The following is a 15,846-nucleotide window of genomic DNA, read 5'->3' as shown; positions in this document are numbered from 1 at the left end:
GAATACAGCTCAGGGTATAGATAATATGCCAGAATAAAGTCTTGTTCGATACAAGACGTTGCATATAATCTGCCTGAACGAATTCAATAACATAGGCTCTAATTCTCAGCTCTGCTCTGCTCTGCTCAACTAATCTCATCTAAACTATACTCTGCTCAACTCTGCTACTGTCAATATACAACAACAGCATCGCATTCGTCAAACATTAGGATAAAGTTTGGGTACGGTCCACTAGATCTGGTCGTAGTTTGGCCGCTTCATTTAAATAAACATGATGAATTTCCGCCTGCGCTTTGTCCGTATTTACATTTAACATAATTCGAATACACATCGGCAAACTGCCTGCCACGGGTATTTCCAATGAACACATGATTGGAACCAGTTCCCAACCTGGAATCGTTCTGACTGCGCGCGCTGGAAACGTTGCATCTAGATCTTGTGTCATCGTAATCCATACATGTGAGATGTGCTCGGGATCAATCTTATTCTCTTGCACAATCTTGTTTAATAGCTCTGTCGTCGCCAGTAGAATCTCATCGGCATCGTTAGTCGTTACAGTAGTAGCTCCTCTTATTCCCCTCACGAGCATCTTATTCTCTCTCTCCTTTCAGCTGATCAACGATTTCCCGCACTAAAGATACAGATACATCACGCCGGATGTCCACAGCTCCGATAGCAGTCGGCACTACAAACACCATCTGTCCCTCGCTGAACTTCTTGTCATGCATCATGGCTGACATAATAGCATCTGTATCATAATGGGCAGGAATAACCGTTGGCAGGCCAAATGCCTCCATCAATTCACGTGTACGAGACTCGATAGTCGGATCTTCCCCTAGTCTGGCCGCAAGCATGGCCGATCCCACCATGCCAATCGCAATCGCTTCGCCATGAAGCAACTCTCCGTATTGGCCGACTGCCTCCAAAGCGTGCCCTATCGTATGGCCCAAATTGAGTATCGCACGCAGATCATTTTCCCGCTCATCTTGTGAAACGACCTGCGCTTTAACACTGCAGCCTGTGTATAATCCGTACTGCAAACTCTCCTTATCCAGACGCAGCAATTCGGCAGCATGCTCGCCACACCAAGCAGCGAAGTCAGCGTCCCAGATAAGGCCGTGCTTAACCATCTCCGAAAGTCCCGAACGAATGTCACGAATAGATAACGTACGCAACGATTCTGTATCATAAATAACCATCTCTGGTTGATGGAACGCACCAATGATATTTTTGGCAAGCGGGTGATTGACAGCAACTTTACCGCCGACACTGCTATCATGTGCCAATATTGTGGTAGGCATTTGCACAAAACGAATACCGCGCATATAGGACGACGCCACAAACCCCGCCAGATCACCAACAACGCCGCCCCCAAGTGCAACGATGGTTGATTTGCGATCAAGACCAGCTGCCAACGCTGCCGTCACACAGTGCTCCAATTGGGATAAAGACTTGGACGTTTCCCCTGACGGGACAATATATTCTGCTACCCGATAACCAGCCGCCTCAAGCGATGTCTTCACAGTGTGTAAATGAAACTCCGCCACATGTGTGTCGGTAATAATAAGCACAGGACTCTTCGATGTGATAGCTGCCAACTGAAACAATTGCCCAGAACGGACAAGCAGGCCTTCTCCTATCCAGATTGGATAGGAGCGGCCGTTAATATCGACTGATAGTTCCGCAGCCTGCACTTGTTCATTTATATTCATCATCATCACCTAATAGCGCGCAAGCTGCGCTAAATAGTTCTCATAATTGGCTCTAATCTCTTCCATCGAGTCACCGCCAAACTTCTCCAAGAAGGCTTTCGCCACTTCCCATGCGACTACATTTTCCAATACGACACTTGCCGCGGGAACAGCACACGCATCTGAGCGTTCAACTTGCGCTGTAAAGGCTTCCTTTGTATCAATATCCACGCTGCGCAGCGGCTTGTACAAAGTAGGTATCGGCTTCATGACACCTCGAACCACGATCGGCATTCCATTGGTCATGCCGCCTTCGAAGCCTCCCAGACGGTTAGTGGCACGTGTGAATCCACGACTCTCGTCGTATTCAATCTCGTCATGTACTTGTGAACCGCGCAAACGGCCCGCTTCAAATCCAATGCCGATCTCAACGCCTTTAAATGCGTTGATGGACATAACTGCCTGTGCGATTCGTCCGTCCAACTTACGATCATATTGTACATGACTGCCAAGACCGATAGGAGCACCCTCGATCATACATTCCACAATGCCGCCAATAGAATCGCCGTCTTCTTTGATCTGATCGATGTAAGCTTCCATCTTTTGCTCTGTCTCCTGATCCACGACACGAACGGAAGATTGCTCCGTTCGTTCGATTAGCTCATCGATAGGCAGATTATGCGCTGGCGCCTCAATCTCACCAATCCGTATGACCTGACCTGCTACCTTAATGCCAAACGCAGCAAGCAATTGCCGTGTAAGTGCGCCACAAGCAACACGAGCAGCGGTCTCACGTGCACTGGAACGCTCAAGCACATTACGCAGATCTTTAAGATCATATTTCAAACCACCGTTCAAATCGGCATGCCCTGGACGCGGACGATGAACACGACGCTTCTCCTCATCTGTTCCTTCGATTGGTTCCACGTTCATAATTTTCATCCAATGTTTCCAATCGTTATTCTCTACGATAAGCGCAATTGGTGCTCCTGTTGTGCGTCCATGACGGACTCCACCTGCTATTGTTGCTGTATCCTGTTCAATCTGCATGCGACGACCGCGACCGTATCCCTTCTGGCGACGATGCAATTGGAAATTCAATTGTTCAAAATCAACGGCCATATTGCTTGGCATTCCTTCAATGATGGCAGTCAATTGTGGTCCGTGTGTTTCCCCTGCTGTTAAATAACGTAAACTCACGTGTATTCCCCCTTTGACTGTGCTGCGTTGAATTGCTAAAATCTCAATCTCTTTTGCTCATTATAGTATAGGCGGCAACGTTTGACAAGAAAACAAAAGCACGTCCCGCATCGCCTGTATGGCGCCGGAACGTGCTCGTACGTATGCTTAGAGCTTATATTCATCTTATGAATCTGAACTTTACACTTTTTTGAAGAGGAACCCGAAGGAAGAAGCTACTTGATCACTTGCACCAGTCCATGCGTCAGCGCCACTATTGGTATCCATACTTATACCCAATTGCAGCTCATGGCTTTCGTGGGCGATCGAGTTCCAAGTCTTATCCTGCTGAAGCCAGCTCTGTAAGGGGCTCAGCTCCAAGCCTAGTATCTGCGCGCATTCTTGAAGAGATAATTCACCTCGATAATAGGCCGATATGACTGTTCTTTTGTCCATAGTTGTTCCTCCGTATGTGGTCCGAATATCCATATCAAGTACCATAGCTGCAACTACTCACCCAGCAGTTACCTTCAGTATCGGATATTAGCCGCTGCCTTATACGGTCGACTTCGCTTTACGGTAGAAAAAGGTCTCCATCGTCTCGAATTCATATTGGGCCGGATTAAAAATTTGTTCTGTGCTGCCTACGAACAATACACCGCCAGGTCGCAGCGCCTTCGAAAACTTGTGATACAGTTCATGCTTGGCTTCTTCGGTAAAATAGATCATCACATTGCGGCAAATGATGAGATCATATCCGCCGTCAAATGTATCAGACAATAAATTTTGCTTACGAAACGTAATTGAACGCTTCAACTTGTCTTGTACTCGGTACATTTCTTCTTCCTTATGAAAATATGTATCTTGAAAAGACGTAGGCACGTCTTTTAGCGCGCGCTCCATATACAAAGCTTCCTTAGCTTTAGCCAATGCGTTATCATCGATATCACTTGCAATCATCGTGGTCGTGTTTAGCAAGCGAGCATCGTCTAAGATCATAGCCAGCGTATACGGTTCTTCCCCAGTCGAACATGCAGCACTCCAACAACGAAGACTTCGATTCTGTGCTGACAAATAAGGAAGGACACGCTCACGCAGCGTTTGCCAGCGATTCGGATTTCTCCAGAACTCGGAGACGTTAATTGTCATCCGATCCAGAAACTCATAAAATAACTGTTTATCAGCATCCATTGATCTAAAGAAAGCATCAAAAGTTGCATATCCATTCTTCACACGCAGTGTATTTAATCTTCTCCGCATCTGTGCTTCCTTGTAAAGGGCAAGATCAATGCCGCTCTTCTTGCGAACCTGCTCAATAAATCGATAATAATCTTTAGTTTCTTCGTCTGTGTAGACGATGGATCGTGCCTGCAGCTCTTCTAGACCAGAAGCCGTATCTGGACGGCCCGTACCTATTCGAACATTCTTGTTGTCCATACTTTGTTCACCCCGTAAATTTCGCTATCTTTATACTCAAGCCTACCGTGAGCTGTACTGTTCAGCTAATGTTTCATGAAATAAAAAACACGGTCGAATGTTAAACATTCGCCGTGTTCTTCGATGTTCCTGCTTCATGTAAGCTCTTACATCTATTCGCAACAAAAAAGATAATAATTTCGACTTAAATCCAAGGCTCTATCGCACGCTCAAATTGAACAGCGTCCGATTCTTCAAACATGTTACCAATCTCGCGGGCAGCGCTTTCAGGCGAATCCGATCCATGAACCAAGTTAAAATTCGTGTGTGAAGCAAAGTCTCCACGAATCGTGCCTGGTTGTGCATCCGCAACTTTTGTCTTGCCGATCATGAGACGTGAGAGGGAAATAATATCATCGCCTTCCCATACCATGGCGAACACCGGACCGGATGTAATAAAATCTACTAGTTCTCCGAAGAAAGGTTTCTCGCTGTGCTCCGCATAGTGAAACTCCGCCTGTTGACGGGAAACAATCATTAGTTTGCCGGCAACTAGCTTGAAACCCTTACGTTCAAAGCGGTTTACAATCTCTCCGATTAGACCGCGTTGTACGCCGTCTGGCTTAACCATGATGAATGTGCGTTCCATACGTTCACTCCTCGATACATGTGAAGTTGTCCAACACACGCATTATACCAGATATATCTTGTATGTACACTATTTTTGTTCATCATTTTGTTAAATGTTTAATGGGATCGATTGGCAATAAAGTGAGCAATGTCACGCAAGCTTTTGCGGGCACGTCGATCAGGTAGCTGTACTAGAGCATCTAAAGCTTTCTGCATGTAACGGTTAGCCAATTGCTCTGCTTCGTATATGCCTTTGCTATTCCGAATAATCGATAACGCCTCCGACACATCGGTATCTCCATTATGCTGACGAATCCGATGAATCTCTTCTAATAAAGGAAGACGGATATTGTTGTCTTGTAAAGCAAACAAAACAGGCAGTGTAATATTACCTTGCTTGATATCATTGCCCGGTGGTTTACCAATCTGAGCCTCCGTACCCGTCAAATCAAGCACATCGTCCCGAATTTGGAAAGTCATCCCTACGTTGTATCCATAACGATACAGCAAATGGCTAGTCTTTAAGTCCGAGCCTGCCGCCAAAGCGCCCAATTGGCAGCTTATCGCAATTAAAATAGCTGTCTTACGACGAATGCGCAGCAAATATTGGCGGACTGACTGATCTGTATTAAAGAAATCGCGAATCTGCTCCATCTCACCAATACACATTTGTACCATTGCTTTGGACAGGATGCGGTGAATATGCGGATTCTCAAGCTCCGTAATCATCGTCAGTGCTTTTGCATAAATATAATCCCCGGTATACATCGCAATTCGGTTGTCCCATTTTGACTTCACCGTCAAATTGCCCCGTCTTGTATCCGCATCGTCAATGACATCATCATGTACCAACGAAGCCATATGGATCAACTCGAGGGGAACAGCCACCCGCTTTAATTGCTCTAAATCATATGTACCAAACTTGCCGGCAAGCAAGACGAATACAGGCCGTATTCGCTTGCCACCAGACTTTAACAGATGCAACGACGTCTCATTTAGCAGTTCGTGATCGGATACGATCGTCCGTTCCAATTCACGTTCAATAAAGGAGACGTCATTTTTCATCGTTGCATAAATGTCCCACAGTTTCATGCTTTCACCTAACCAACCGTATTTTCCGACCAAATATCTAAATGTACTTTGTGATCAATAAGCCCTAATTCATAAGCATATTCAAAATATAGCTGTAAGCCTCTCTGCTGCTCTGGGCCAAAATCATAATTCAGATGATGGAAATAATGACGCCAGTATGCTGCATCTCCGCCAATCTGATCGACAGCTTCTTGGACCAGAGGTTCTGGATTTGCGATGCTGAGCTGCTTGCTCGCTTCAAAAGAATCAACGATACAACGAATATCTTCCGGATATCGCTTGATTGCTTCCTTACGGACCGCCCATACCGCAAATGTCATCCAATGCTTCGTAAAATGATTCCAACGCTCGCCGAGATCAATGACCTCATACTTTCCATGCTCCCGGTTCGACCAATAAGCACGAATAGCATGGTCACCGATCAAAAGTGCGCCGTCTGCTTGGGACATCATTTTATCAATATTGGGATCCATAGGCAAGTAAGAAGGCTTGGCATGATAAAATTTCTCCGCAATGATCTTCAGCAAATTAACAGACGTAGCGGAAGTTGTAGTCAATGCAATCGTCCCATTTAACGCTTCCTCAAGCGGCTTGTTCAAAAATAACAAAATTGAATTAACTGCGCCGTGGGCACTCACGGACAAATCAGGAAACAAAGCATATTGATCGCTAGAGACCCCATAAGCAAATGCCGAGATAGGTCCCATATCAATGCTGCCTTCACGCATTGCCTTGTTAAGAGTGGAAGGAACGGCTGGTATCATTTCAATCTCCGCTTTAGTATGCTGCGGGTTAAAATGATAAAAAATAGGCCATACATTGGTATAATTAATACGTCCTATTCGGATGCAGCCCTCATTATGGTTCGATTCAAACGGATGATTATGCATTGGTCTCCCCCCACCTCGTGAACAGTTGATGCTCAATACGCAAGCTGTCTAATACTTTGCCAACAAGGAAATTGATGATATCATCCAGCGTTTGTGGTCGATAGTAAAATGCAGGCATAGCAGGAATCATGCGTACACCCATTCGAGACAGCTTCAGCATATTTTCCAGATGAATCGCATGCAGTGGCGTCTCCCGTGGTACGATGATCAACGGCCGATCTTCCTTCATCATAACATCCGCCGCTCTTGCCATTAGATTGTCGGAAGCGCCTTGTGCAATCGCTGATAACGTCCCCATAGAGCAAGGCATAATAATCATACCTTTTACCCGGAAAGATCCACTTGCAATACTCGCACCAATATCTTGAATTGGATGGTACTGTATGTTATGGATTTGTTCACCAAAGGCATGTTCTATCGCAACCTGCCGTTTGGTAACCTCCCAATCCAATTCTTCCTTTAACACTCGCCAACCGGCATCTGATATTAGCAGGTGGACAAAATGCCCTGCTTCAAGCAAAGCTTGAACGAGGCGAACGCCATAAATAGCGCCGCTCGCCCCTGTGATACCTACAACATAACGATCTTGTTTATCCACTACTGCAACACCACCAAATCCAAGAGGGTAAATCCGAATACAACGATGCTAAGCACACCATTCATCGTAAAGAATGCCGTATTCAGTTTGGTCAGATCATGCGGCTTCACAATCAGGTGTTCATAAATAAGGAGTCCGCACGCAATCACCATACCAATAATGTACCACCAACTTAGACTTGTCATAAATGCCAGCATGACAAATCCGATCGCCGTCACAATATGGAACCAACGCGCAATACGTAAAGAACGTGTTATTCCGAATCGTACGGGAATCGAGTGCAAACCTTCTTTCTTATCGAACTCATAATCTTGACAGGCATAAATAATATCAAAGCCTGTTGTCCAACAAGAAACCGTCAGGAAAAATACGATGGCAGTCCAGTCCATGACATTGGTAACCGCAACCCAGCCACCCAATGGCGCCAAAGCTATCGTTAAGCCAAGTACGACATGACAAAGCCAAGTGAATCGCTTCGTAAAGGAGTAGAAAACTAACATAAAGACTGCAATTGGTAATAAATAAAAGGATAATGGCTCAAGCATAGCTGCTGCCCATATTAACAGTCCAAACGATACTCCAGTAAACAATAGGACTTCCCCCGCCTTAAGCAAACCGGCAGGAATAGCACGATTGGCTGTTCGCGGATTCTTGGCGTCAATAGCCGCATCAATAACACGGTTCAACGCCATGGCAGCACTTCGTGCGCCTACCATCGCCATAAGCACCCAGCCGATCTGCGACCAGCTTGGTAAATGCTGATGAACAACCATAGATCCGAGTAATGCTCCCATAAATGCAAATGGAAGTGCAAATAACGTATGTTCAATCTTGATCATCTCAAGGAATATTCGAATTTTTTTAAGCATGACCCTTCCCCTTTGTTCCTATATGCAATGCCGCGATGCCACCTGTGAATGGCTTGGCCTCAACGCTCTCAAGACCTGCTTCACGAAACATCTGGGCCAGTTGTACATGGTCAGGAAATGTGGTCAAAGATTCAGGAAGCCATTTGTACTGATCGTATCGCTTGGCAATTAGTTTGCCAAGCAGCGGAAGCATCTTGCGGAAATAAAAATAATATAACCCTTTAAACGGCTGCCAAGTTGGCTTGGACAATTCCAAGCATACCACCTTGCCCCCCGGCTTAACTACACGTCTCATTTCTCGAATCACTTGCATAAAATCAGGTACGTTACGTAATCCAAAACCAATCGTCACGTAATCAAAGCTGTCATCTGCAAAAGGGAGCGCCATTGCATTCCCTTCTATAAGCCTTATCTGATTCTGCAGCCCCAGTTTGTCCACTTTCTTCTGTCCATAGGACAGCATGTGTGGACTAAAATCTAGGCCTGTAATAGCTCCTGTTTGACTTGCTTGTGCAAGTTGGATCGTCCAGTCTCCTGTGCCGCAGCACAGGTCTAATGCGGTCTGACCTGGCTGTACATTCATCTTACGCATCGTGTAGCCGCGCCAAGCTTTATGCCGACGGAAGCTCAAAATATCATTCATAATATCGTACTTCGGCGCGATGCTCTCGAACACCGAGTGTACGTGTTCTTCCTTGGACTTGCCCGTCTTTGGCGAATGTGTATTCACGTTCACGTCACCTTGTCCTTTCATCGCCTGCTGTCATATTGTGTGTATTATCCGTGCTGTGGAGCACTGCTAAATGAAGGCATAGTTGTCGGATTCGATACATAAGGCGCATCGCTTGACACATATCCTAAATCAACAAGCAGGTCTGGGCTGCATAAAGCTATCGCTTGCTCATATTTGAGCTGTGCTTTATGAACCAGGTTGGATAATTGTTGTTTGCAATCGTATTTGTCCATTAACTGCATCCACGAGATCTGGTCGAAGCTTCTGTTCATCAGCATGTGACGTTCATCCGCATCAGCACTATTCATAATATGCCAAAAAGACCAACTGCCTTCAAATGCATCATAATCGTGGGCACGGACCTGTTCCTGCTCCATTACTTCAACTTCTGACAATCGATACAGCAACGTTTCCCAAAAGGAAATATCCTGTGCCAACAAACGCTCATCAAAGGCATGAAATAAGCACTGCTTCAAGTTAATGCAATCTTGCAAATAACCCTCAGCTGTTATTTTCCACTGCCTCATCTTCTCCACCATCGTCATCTTCATGCGATTCACTTCACATACCGCTCGACTCAACGAGCGGATCGCATCAACTTGTCCCGCTTGGGCTAACAAATGATAAAAGCGACTGCTGAAATAATCGCCTGCAAGCACCTTAAGCTGTCTAGAACGCATATTGCGGTCATCTTTATCCGCGGCCATCTCTACCCAATCATGAGTATCGAGCCCCAACTGAACCAATGAAGTGACGACACAGGCGAGCTCGCTAATATGGGTATTAGCTCGATTGCGCTGTAAAAAGGCGAACAGCATCGCCGCGCGTGCATTAGCTAATGCCGGCAGCTCTGTGTGCGCCTGAATCATGTCATGCTCGACATACCGTTGAACGAGTTGCGGTATATGATAACCTTTCATGTAACTGCCTCCGAGTGCTGTCATCCTTCTGGATGTCGTGATCTAGATTATTATAGCATATGTTTTGTTTGATCGGACATATTTTATTGACAAATCAAAACCGAAGTGCAGGTTGACGCAATCACCTATTCGTCAGGATAAATATCCACTTCACAACAGCTGCCACCATTCGTTATCGCATTGATGTTGAGAATTTCTGAAGCCAAAGCGGGGTATAGGTCAAACGCAGTGCACGAACGGTTTCAGCTGAAATTCCGTCATATGCATGCTTGATTTCCTGTAGTCGTTCAGAAGTAACCTTGTCTCGCAGCGTATCCACCGCAAGGAGAACATGCTTTTTGCGCAATCGTTCATCTTCCAGCACAATTCTTAGCTGCAACCGGTTGACATTACTTGTTTCGTTAAAGCAGTAGTACATCCAGTGATGAAGTTCTTCGTACAAAATACTCGCATTCTGCACACTCGAGGAAACTTTGATATCCATTGATAACATGCCATCCTTACTAAACTGAACGCGGCGGATAGGCAGGGAATAACCGCTGCTTATCAGTTGATCAACGATATGATCGTTATCAAGCGTTATCGTTGACTGTGAAGGCGTAAACACCGCCACATGATTCCGTACTTCCTGCTGTTTCTGCCCGAGCGAAGCAACAATTCCCAATCCAACCGTACCTCCTACGGTTATGAGGAGAGACAAGACTATTAAGCGAAGCTTTTGCAATGCAATTCACCTCTTATCGTCAACTCCTTGCTTACATCATAGTTTCGACGTATGCAAGGATGTCCATACCTCATTGTACAATGAAAAAAAGCAGGCTATGCCTGCATTATTCATCTGTATCCGTATGAATGACGCCATGCTTAGTCATCACGATGGCTTTGCCACGTATTTTCACTGCAGAAGTGTGGTCTGTAAATTGAGCTACAAGCACCTCATTCTTGTCCAACTTCTCCATATGGTGAAAGCGAGTATCTTGACCACGAGTCAATCCTATAACCTGAACGCCCTGTTCTTTCGCTTTTACAACAATAAAATCATTCTGCGATTGTTCCACACCTGTGTCCTCCTTTTCACAATTACCTAATCCTATAAGTAATGATGCCCGCAACATGGAAGCTTGTCAACCGGGATCACATATTCACTCCGTTCTCCATCTCTCGCCGTAATAAGCAAGCAAGCCGTGACGAACGTCACGGCTTGCCATCGATGGATACTATGTAAGCTTACGAAAAGTCACCGACAAGTGATGGTTACTTGATTCCGTCTTTCAAAGCTTTACCAGGTTTGAATGCAGGGATCTTGCTAGCAGGGATTTCAATTTCTTCCCCAGTCTGCGGATTACGCCCTTTACGAGCGGAACGTTCGCGGACTTCAAAGTTGCCAAAGCCAACGAGTTGAACCTTGTCACCATTCTGCAGTGCGTTCGAAATGGCTTCGAATACCGCATCAACTGCTTTTGTCACGTCTTTCTTGGACAACTCAGTTGCTTCTGCCACTTCATTAATTAATTCGGATTTGTTCATTTTAAACTCACCTCTCGATTCTAGTATGCCAATATCCCTTTTGTGCACGGATTTATGACAATTTATACATCTGAATATGCGATATCATGTTCTTGATTGCATATTCCGCAAATTGGAACAAATTTATAGTAATATACACGATTCACAATTGCAAGGGCATTCCTGCCCTTTTAACAATCCGTTAGGCTCTACGCGACCTTTGAACCACGTAAAATGTAACAGCCAATGCCAGAATTAACACCGTTCCTTTGACAATATCATGTGTGTAATATTGCAAATTCATCATCGTTAACCCGTTAACAAGCACTCCGATAAGCACAGAGCCGACAAAAGTGCCCAGAATGTTCGGCTTGCCCGCGCCGAATACCGAAAAGCCCACAAACACGGCTGCTACAGCTTCCATTAATAACGGAGCTCCTGCATCGATTTGACCAGTACCAACACGTGAAGCATACAAAATTCCACCAATAGACGCACAGATACCGGACAATACGTATGCCCAAGTACGTATGTGCTTAACTCGGATACCAGACAATCGAGCTGCTTCTTCATTGCCCCCTGTCATATACATTTGTCTCCCAAAGCGGGAATAAGAAAGTAATACATGTGCTGCCACTACTGCAGCGATCATCAGCAGCACTGGAATTGGTATCGAGAAACTTCCGATGTAAAATTCACCCTGCCCGATAGTCAGAAAAGCATCTGACATCCTGCCAGGCGCCTTGGTTCCATCCTGAAATTGCATGTGGTTATAAATAGAATAGCCTTTGGTATACGTCTTGTGGATACCCGCAATGATGTACATAACCGCTAAAGTCGCCAGAAGATCCGGAATTCGAAATTTTACGATAAACAATGCATTTAATAATCCAATCGCAGCGCCAGTAATAATCGGGACAATAATAACAACCGCTAGCGGCATTTCATACCATATCATCATAGCAGCGGTAACTACCGTTGTCAGCGACACAGTAGACCCGACCGAGAGGTCAAAGCCATCCACAATAAGTGAAAATGTGACACCAATCGCCACGAACGTTACGATAGAGATAGATCGCAAAATGTCAGCGATGTTAGAGCCCGTAAAAAAATAATCTAATCGTATCGTGAAAAAAGCGATAACGCCTATGATCACGATAATTGCCCCATAACGAAACAAAAATAGCAGCAGCTTATCTTTGATGTCCGTGTTCATGCTTGCTGTTCTCCTCCCTGCCAGCACTTGCATAAAATAGCAGTTGTTCCTGGGTTACTTCGCCCCGCTTGAAATGTTTAACGAATTCTCCGTCACACATGACGATGGTTCGATCAGCAATGCCAACTGCTTCGGAAAACTCGCATGTAAAATAAAGGATGCCTTTCCCCTGCTGTGCAAGCTGACCAATGAGACGAAAAATATCCCCTTTAGCTCCAATATCAACACCTTTGGTTGGCTCATCAAACACGTATAGGTCTGCTGCAGTTTCCACCCATTTTCCGATTGATACTTTTTGCTGGTTGCCTCCACTTAAATATTTCACATCACTCTCGACAGAAGCTGTCTTGATGCCCAACCGTTCGACAACTGCTTTGCTCCAGATTTGTTCTCCTGCGCGGGAGATACAGCCGAAGTGAGCAAACTTACGCAGTATCGGCAGACTGAGGTTGGCCCGCACGGATTCATTCACAAAAATTCCTTGCTTGCGCCGTTCCTCCGGGATATGGGCAATGCCGATTGCTAACGCTTGCGCGGGGTCTCTGAAGCTAACTTTGCGGCCTCGGATCTTAAACTGCCCCGCTTCTGGTTGATCTGCACCACCTATTAGACGAGCGCATTCCGTCTTGCCGGCGCCTACCAGGCCCACGATGCCGACGATCTCGCCAGCATTAACCGTCAAATCCACTCCCCGCACTTTGTTGCCTAGCCGAAGGCCGCTGACTTCCAGTACGACATTGCCTATTTCTGCATCTGCCTTAGGAAACTCTTCTTGGAACGACCTGCCTAACATCTCACTAACAATGTGCGCTTGGGTGCTACTTCTCGTTAATTCCTGATATACGAGTTTCCCGTCTCGCATCACTGTCACCCGATCACATGCTGCAAATACTTCAGGCAGCCTATGCGTAATAAAAATAACAATGATACCACGATCACGCATCGTCCGCATGACCCTAAACAGTGTCTCTGACTCTTCTTGACTAAGTGGTGCAGTAGGCTCGTCAAAGATTACAACTTTGGCTTGTTCGACTAGCGTTCTGGCGATTAAAACCATCTGTTTGTCTGCGAGCGACAACTCGCCCACTCTTTTGTGCAAGGGCAATGCTACTCCAAGTTCTCGACATGCCCGCTCTGCCTCCATTCGAATCTTGGACGGCTTCACCCACCAAGAACCAGTGCCATATGCCAGACGGTCCAGCATCACATTTTCCGCAACCGATAATTGCGGTATTAACGCTGTATCAACCTCCTGGTAGACACAATGAATGCCTAACCGTTTTGCATCAGCAGGTGCATGAATGTGAATGGCTTGACCGTTTAATTCAATGATTCCTTCATCCAAGCTGTATGCTCCAGACAATATTTTCATTAAAGTGCTTTTACCCGCACCATTTGCGCCAAGCAGCGCTTGAATCTCGCCGCCATATGCGACAAACTCCACATGCTGCAAGGCAGGGTTACCGTTAAACGACTTCCCTATACCGCTCATGCGAAGCAAGGAACGGGACACGCCCACAGCAGCGTCTCCCGTCTTCACGTCACACTCAAGTTCGGAGTGTATGGCTGCGAGTTTATTTCTTGCTGTCTTATTCATCATCCACTCACGCCTTTGCTACATTTATAGGTCACCCTATTAATTCAATTGCTTATTTCTTGTATTCACTCATCCAGTCCTGCTCGCCTTGTTTACTGCCGCTCCAGCCTTTTACATATTGACTAAGCTCGTTGGTGGACACCTGTTTATCTGCTGGTAAATCTTCACGTTTCACAAATACGGGCTCTAAAACGACCTTTTCATCTGGCTTCTCCCCATGCAGCTGCTGATACAAATAACGCACTTGAATGCGACCGATATCTCTCGGATCTACGGCTGCCGAGCCAACCCATGGATTGTTCTTATCTTGAATCATTTGCAGATCTTCATCACTCATATCAATACCGTAAACCTTAATATCTGTACGTCCCGCCTGCTGGATAGCACGTGCTGCCCCTTTAGCGAACTCATCATACGCCGCCCATACCCCAGCGATCTCACCTTTGCTCGGATACTGCTTCAGAATTGCTTCCATTTTGGCTTGCGTGTCCAATGCGGTATTGCTTGTCACAGAACCAAATGCAGCTATTTCCTTAATATCAGGGTACTTCTTCAGAAAGGCCTCATATGCTAATTGACGCCGTTCCATTGGCGCATAACCAGCCACCCATACTTTCACGATATTACCTTTTCCGCCAATATCCTGCGCTAGCTGTTCCAGCGTCATCTCCGCCATCTTTTGATCTCCCTGCTCTAGCACGGTTACCCCAGGGATGTCCAACAAAGCATCAAAAGCAACAACCGGTGTTTTTTGAGCGAGTGCTTTGTTAACACCTGAAGCGAGTGAATCAGGGCTGCCGTGATCCGTTAAAATACCATCAAACTTCTGGTTGACTGCCATATCCAATTGCGATGCCATCTTCGCTTTATCGTTCTCTGCTACAAAAGTAGTTAGTTCACCACCAAAACGGGCTACCTCTTCCTTGACGCCTTCTAAATACTGCTGAGAAAAGGTTCCTGTGTTAAACTCCATTACGAGTGCGATCCGTTTGCCTTTCAGATCAATTGCATCGTTCTGCTTCGTTTCAGCTGCGCCACTGCTGCCTTCAGTTGAACTGCTGGCAACGTTGTGCTCGCTAGCTGTCTTCACGCCGCATGCGCTCGCCAGCATCGACATAACAAGCAGCATTGTGATCATGATCCCTTTTCCACGCTTCGTACTTTCAATCCGTTGTGCCTTCATCCTCATGTCCCCCTCTAGTCACCTGTACTGTCTGCTTATGACATCCATCATTTACCTCACGAATCATTAAGAAATAATATATACGCTAATTCCGAGTATGTAAATCGGTTTATTTAAAATAATTATTTTTTTTCGAAAATAAGCTGTTTGTCTCCAGTTATAAATCGCTTTCAATTACCATTTTTTATTCTTTAGCAATACACAAAAAGACCCGTCAGAGGCCACTTTTTTCAAAGTATCCATCTTACGGGTCACAGTTCGGATCTGCCCAACCTCTTCATTATTCTTATGTTATTTCAGTGGTCTTAGCGGCTATGCACCATTAC

18 protein-coding genes are annotated in these 15,846 nt (G+C 45.6%); all 18 read right to left on the bottom strand.

The annotated features are described in order from the left end of the window. Positions 1 to 205: 205 nt before the first annotated feature. Complete coding sequence (gene aroH / locus QP775_RS01370; protein ID WP_239327234.1) at positions 206 to 589, bottom strand: chorismate mutase; 384 nt, start codon at positions 587 to 589, stop codon at positions 206 to 208. A 1-nt stretch (position 590) separates the two neighbouring features. Then, entirely contained in the window at positions 591 to 1,712 is a 1,122-nt protein-coding gene (gene aroB / locus QP775_RS01365; RefSeq protein ID WP_239327233.1) for a 3-dehydroquinate synthase, read from the bottom strand. Between the two features lie 9 nt (positions 1,713 to 1,721). Beyond that, the gene (gene aroC / locus QP775_RS01360) at positions 1,722 to 2,891 is read right to left on the bottom strand and encodes a chorismate synthase (protein WP_285102980.1); all 1,170 of its coding nucleotides are present in this window, start codon (positions 2,889 to 2,891) and stop codon (positions 1,722 to 1,724) included. A gap of 180 nt (positions 2,892 to 3,071) precedes the next feature. Then, the gene (locus QP775_RS01355; RefSeq protein ID WP_285102979.1) at positions 3,072 to 3,326 is read right to left on the bottom strand and encodes a hypothetical protein; all 255 of its coding nucleotides are present in this window, start codon (positions 3,324 to 3,326) and stop codon (positions 3,072 to 3,074) included. 99 nt (positions 3,327 to 3,425) lie between these two features. Beyond that, the gene (locus tag QP775_RS01350; RefSeq protein WP_239327230.1) at positions 3,426 to 4,307 is read right to left on the bottom strand and encodes a CheR family methyltransferase; all 882 of its coding nucleotides are present in this window, start codon (positions 4,305 to 4,307) and stop codon (positions 3,426 to 3,428) included. Between the two features lie 184 nt (positions 4,308 to 4,491). Beyond that, entirely contained in the window at positions 4,492 to 4,935 is a 444-nt protein-coding gene (gene ndk, locus QP775_RS01345) for a nucleoside-diphosphate kinase (protein ID WP_239327229.1), read from the bottom strand. Between the two features lie 98 nt (positions 4,936 to 5,033). Further along, positions 5,034 to 6,008: a heptaprenyl diphosphate synthase component II gene (gene hepT / locus QP775_RS01340; protein WP_285102978.1), complete on the bottom strand. Its 975-nt coding sequence runs from the start codon at positions 6,006 to 6,008 to the stop codon at positions 5,034 to 5,036. An 8-nt stretch (positions 6,009 to 6,016) separates the two neighbouring features. After that, entirely contained in the window at positions 6,017 to 6,898 is an 882-nt protein-coding gene (locus QP775_RS01335) for a menaquinone biosynthetic enzyme MqnA/MqnD family protein (RefSeq protein ID WP_239327227.1), read from the bottom strand. Next, positions 6,891 to 7,496 (bottom strand): UbiX family flavin prenyltransferase, encoded by a 606-nt coding sequence (locus QP775_RS01330; RefSeq protein ID WP_285102977.1) that lies wholly within the window; start codon positions 7,494 to 7,496, stop codon positions 6,891 to 6,893. Before QP775_RS01330 ends, QP775_RS01335 begins: the two co-directional genes overlap by 8 nt. Next, positions 7,496 to 8,365, bottom strand: coding sequence for a UbiA-like polyprenyltransferase (locus tag QP775_RS01325; protein WP_239327225.1), 870 nt, complete (start codon positions 8,363 to 8,365; stop codon positions 7,496 to 7,498). The genes QP775_RS01330 and QP775_RS01325 overlap by 1 nt, the downstream gene beginning before the upstream one ends. Beyond that, positions 8,358 to 9,119 (bottom strand): demethylmenaquinone methyltransferase, encoded by a 762-nt coding sequence (locus tag QP775_RS01320; protein ID WP_285102976.1) that lies wholly within the window; start codon positions 9,117 to 9,119, stop codon positions 8,358 to 8,360. Before QP775_RS01320 ends, QP775_RS01325 begins: the two co-directional genes overlap by 8 nt. A 23-nt stretch (positions 9,120 to 9,142) precedes the next feature. Further along, on the bottom strand, positions 9,143 to 10,018 hold the full coding sequence (locus QP775_RS01315) for a heptaprenyl diphosphate synthase component 1 (protein WP_239327223.1): 876 nt from the start codon (positions 10,016 to 10,018) through the stop codon (positions 9,143 to 9,145). A 172-nt stretch (positions 10,019 to 10,190) separates the two neighbouring features. Beyond that, positions 10,191 to 10,682, bottom strand: a complete 492-nt coding sequence (locus tag QP775_RS01310) for a hypothetical protein (protein WP_239327222.1) — start codon at positions 10,680 to 10,682, stop codon at positions 10,191 to 10,193. A gap of 166 nt (positions 10,683 to 10,848) precedes the next feature. Continuing rightward, positions 10,849 to 11,076: a trp RNA-binding attenuation protein MtrB gene (gene mtrB / locus QP775_RS01305; RefSeq protein WP_239327221.1), complete on the bottom strand. Its 228-nt coding sequence runs from the start codon at positions 11,074 to 11,076 to the stop codon at positions 10,849 to 10,851. A 196-nt stretch (positions 11,077 to 11,272) separates the two neighbouring features. After that, on the bottom strand, positions 11,273 to 11,545 hold the full coding sequence (locus QP775_RS01300) for an HU family DNA-binding protein (protein ID WP_028544248.1): 273 nt from the start codon (positions 11,543 to 11,545) through the stop codon (positions 11,273 to 11,275). 181 nt (positions 11,546 to 11,726) lie between these two features. Then, entirely contained in the window at positions 11,727 to 12,728 is a 1,002-nt protein-coding gene (locus tag QP775_RS01295) for an ABC transporter permease (protein WP_285105657.1), read from the bottom strand. After that, a complete protein-coding gene (locus tag QP775_RS01290; RefSeq protein ID WP_483311999.1) occupies positions 12,718 to 14,232 on the bottom strand; it encodes a sugar ABC transporter ATP-binding protein in 1,515 nt (504 codons plus the stop codon). The genes QP775_RS01295 and QP775_RS01290 overlap by 11 nt, the downstream gene beginning before the upstream one ends. Positions 14,233 to 14,389: 157 nt before the next feature. Next, positions 14,390 to 15,520, bottom strand: a complete 1,131-nt coding sequence (locus QP775_RS01285; RefSeq protein ID WP_285102974.1) for a sugar ABC transporter substrate-binding protein — start codon at positions 15,518 to 15,520, stop codon at positions 14,390 to 14,392. Positions 15,521 to 15,846 lie beyond the last annotated feature (326 nt).

This window comes from Paenibacillus sp. UMB4589-SE434, from assembly GCF_030226685.1.
Lineage (GTDB): Bacteria > Bacillota > Bacilli > Paenibacillales > Paenibacillaceae > Paenibacillus_B.
This window is presented reverse-complemented; position numbering and strand designations above follow the sequence as displayed.

Excerpts from the sequence above, each read along its gene's own strand:
- aroH (WP_239327234.1), bottom strand. The coding sequence starts at position 589 with ATGCTCGTGAGGGGAATAAGAGGAGCTACTACTGTAACGACTAACGAT.
- QP775_RS01325 (WP_239327225.1), bottom strand. The coding sequence starts at position 8,365 with ATGCTTAAAAAAATTCGAATATTCCTTGAGATGATCAAGATTGAACAT.
- ndk (WP_239327229.1), bottom strand. The coding sequence starts at position 4,935 with ATGGAACGCACATTCATCATGGTTAAGCCAGACGGCGTACAACGCGGT.
- aroB (WP_239327233.1), bottom strand. The coding sequence starts at position 1,712 with ATGAATATAAATGAACAAGTGCAGGCTGCGGAACTATCAGTCGATATT.
- QP775_RS01350 (WP_239327230.1), bottom strand. The coding sequence starts at position 4,307 with ATGGACAACAAGAATGTTCGAATAGGTACGGGCCGTCCAGATACGGCT.
- QP775_RS01320 (WP_285102976.1), bottom strand. The coding sequence starts at position 9,119 with ATGAAAGGACAAGGTGACGTGAACGTGAATACACATTCGCCAAAGACG.
- QP775_RS01335 (WP_239327227.1), bottom strand. The coding sequence starts at position 6,898 with ATGCATAATCATCCGTTTGAATCGAACCATAATGAGGGCTGCATCCGA.
- QP775_RS01285 (WP_285102974.1), bottom strand. The coding sequence starts at position 15,520 with ATGAAGGCACAACGGATTGAAAGTACGAAGCGTGGAAAAGGGATCATG.
- QP775_RS01290 (WP_483311999.1), bottom strand. The coding sequence starts at position 14,232 with ATGAGCGGTATAGGGAAGTCGTTTAACGGTAACCCTGCCTTGCAGCAT.
- QP775_RS01355 (WP_285102979.1), bottom strand. The coding sequence starts at position 3,326 with ATGGACAAAAGAACAGTCATATCGGCCTATTATCGAGGTGAATTATCT.
- QP775_RS01300 (WP_028544248.1), bottom strand. The coding sequence starts at position 11,545 with ATGAACAAATCCGAATTAATTAATGAAGTGGCAGAAGCAACTGAGTTG.
- QP775_RS01315 (WP_239327223.1), bottom strand. The coding sequence starts at position 10,018 with ATGAAAGGTTATCATATACCGCAACTCGTTCAACGGTATGTCGAGCAT.
- hepT (WP_285102978.1), bottom strand. The coding sequence starts at position 6,008 with ATGAAACTGTGGGACATTTATGCAACGATGAAAAATGACGTCTCCTTT.